This is a genomic window from Streptomyces phyllanthi (genome assembly GCF_009377205.1).
GTDB lineage: Bacteria > Actinomycetota > Actinomycetes > Streptomycetales > Streptomycetaceae > Streptomyces > Streptomyces phyllanthi.
Window position 1 is genome coordinate 1 of record NZ_VJZE01000876.1, and the last position, 1,621, is coordinate 1,621.

1 protein-coding gene and 1 pseudogene are annotated in these 1,621 nt (G+C 69.0%); both read right to left on the reverse strand.

The genetic code is table 11. The annotated features are described in order from the left end of the window. A pseudogene (locus FNH04_RS45785) lies at window positions 1-275 on the reverse strand (oxidoreductase); the annotation flags it as partial. Then, complete coding sequence (locus FNH04_RS45790; RefSeq protein ID WP_194237057.1) at window positions 272-1,384, reverse strand: LLM class flavin-dependent oxidoreductase; 1,113 nt, start codon at window positions 1,382-1,384, stop codon at window positions 272-274. The gene FNH04_RS45790 and the pseudogene FNH04_RS45785, both read right to left, overlap by 4 nt. Window positions 1,385-1,621: the final 237 nt, after the last annotated feature.

Below are 1,621 nucleotides of genomic sequence, written 5' to 3' on the forward strand. Positions count from 1 at the left end.
CCCGGAGCCCCAGTCCTCGGACGCCGCGTACGCACCCGTCGGTACGACGACGGCGCGCAGATACGAGAACAGCGGCCGCAGCGCGTCAGCCGGGGCCCCGGAAAACCGCTGGTGAGGTTGTGGGCGATCTCCACAGCCAGATCGCGCAGTTCGACGACCTGGACCTCGGTCGCACCGGCGCCGGTGCGCTCCACGACCGAGGCGGCGAGCCGGTCCCCCAGCAGTCGCGTGGACGACGGAACGCTCAGCCCGGCCGACACGACGACGAGCCTCATGCGGTACGCACCTCCTCCGCGTCCTTCTCCCTGGTGGCGTCCTCGGCGGCCAGCAGCGACTGATGCGTCGGCGCGTCCGGCACATCGGCCGGCCGCCCCTTCGCGAACTCCGCGCGCAGCACCGGCACGACCTCCTCGCCGAGCATGTCGATCTGCTCCAGCACGGTCTTCAGCGGCAGCCCGGCGTGGTCGACCAGGAACAGCTGGCGCTGGTAGTCACCGGCGTAGTCCCGGAAGGCCAGCGTCTTCTCGATCACCTGCTCCGGCGTCCCGACCGTCAGCGGCGTCTGGTCCGTGAAGTCCTCGAGGGACGGCCCGTGCCCGTAGACGGGAGCGACATCGAAGTACGGGCGGAACTCCCGTACGGCGTCCTGCGAGTTCCTCCGCATGAACACCTGACCGCCGAGCCCGACGATCGCCTGCTCGGGCGTGCCGTGGCCGTAGTGCGCGTACCGCGTCCGGTACAGCTCGACCATCCGCTTGGTGTGGTCGGCCGGCCAGAAGATGTTGTTGTGGAAGAAGCCGTCACCGTAGTACGCGGCCTGCTCGGCGATCTCCGGCGACCGGATGGAGCCGTGCCAGACGAACGGGGGTATGCCGTCCATCGGCCGCGGCGTGGACGTGAAGCCCTGGAGCGGCGTACGGAACTTGCCCTCCCAGTTCACGACGTCCTCGCGCCACAGGCGGTGCAGCAGGGCGTAGTTCTCGACGGCGAGGTTGATGCCCTGCCGGATGTCCTGCCCGAACCACGGGTACACCGGCCCGGTGTTGCCGCGCCCCATCATCAGGTCCACCCGCCCGTCGGCGAGGTGCTGGAGCATCGCGTAGTCCTCGGCGATCTTCACCGGGTCGTTGGTGGTGATGAGAGTGGTGGCGGTGGAGAGGACCAGCCTCTCCGTGCGCGCGGCCACGTAGCCGAGCATCGTGGTCGGCGACGACGGCACGAACGGCGGGTTGTGGTGCTCCCCTGTCGCGAAGACGTCGAGCCCGGCCTCCTCTGCCTTCAGCGCGATCGCGACCATGGCCTTGATGCGCTCGCGCTCGGTCGGCGTACGGCCCGTGGTCGGGTCCGGGGTCACGTCGCCGACGCTGAAGATCCCGAACTGCATCATCGCTGCCACCCTCCAAGCTTGTTTACGATTCAACTATACCGGGAAACGAAGGCCCCCACCGGCCTATTCCCGGAGCCGCTGAACCGCGGGGCCGCTCAACCGCCCCCGCCCCACCACCCCACCTCCGCGGCTCGCCGCCGTCCTCGGCTACTTCGCGTGCGTCACCGCGTAGATCATCACGAACGCCACGACATGGATCCCGAACAGGAAGTACCCGAGGAACCACCACACGTG

What these genes read in the sequence shown, in the direction of transcription:
- FNH04_RS45790 (WP_194237057.1), bottom strand. Translation starts at nt 1,384, where the DNA reads ATGCAGTTCGGGATCTTCAGCGTCGGCGACGTGACCCCGGACCCGACC.